This window comes from Paraburkholderia sp. EG304 (genome assembly GCF_046543485.1).
In the GTDB taxonomy this organism is placed as follows: domain Bacteria; phylum Pseudomonadota; class Gammaproteobacteria; order Burkholderiales; family Burkholderiaceae; genus Paraburkholderia; species Paraburkholderia youngii.
Genome location: NZ_JBKGUA010000502.1, coordinates 1 through 251 on the forward strand (window position 1 = coordinate 1; position 251 = coordinate 251).

The window sequence follows — 251 nt, forward strand, 5'->3', positions numbered from 1 at the left end:
ACGTCGAGTTCGTCTGGGATCAGACGGTGGCGACCTGGCTTGGATGTCATCGCCGCGCATTCGAATGGTTCGGCGCTGTCCCATCGCGCCTCATCATCGACAACGCCAAGTGCGCCATCACGCGTGCGCCTTATGCCGAACTCCGCATAAGGCCCATTATCCCAAGTTGGGTTTTATGTTGTGACGCAGTTGGCCGGCAGCGGACTGTCGTGATCGAGGTGACGAATTACTCGGCATAATATTCGTCGCAA

Annotated in this window: 1 pseudogene; it reads left to right on the forward strand. The window is 57.0% G+C overall.

Annotated elements, in window-relative coordinates:
* A pseudogene (locus tag ACLFKU_RS44915) lies at positions 1-128 on the forward strand (IS21 family transposase); the annotation flags it as partial.
* Positions 129-251: the final 123 nt, after the last annotated feature.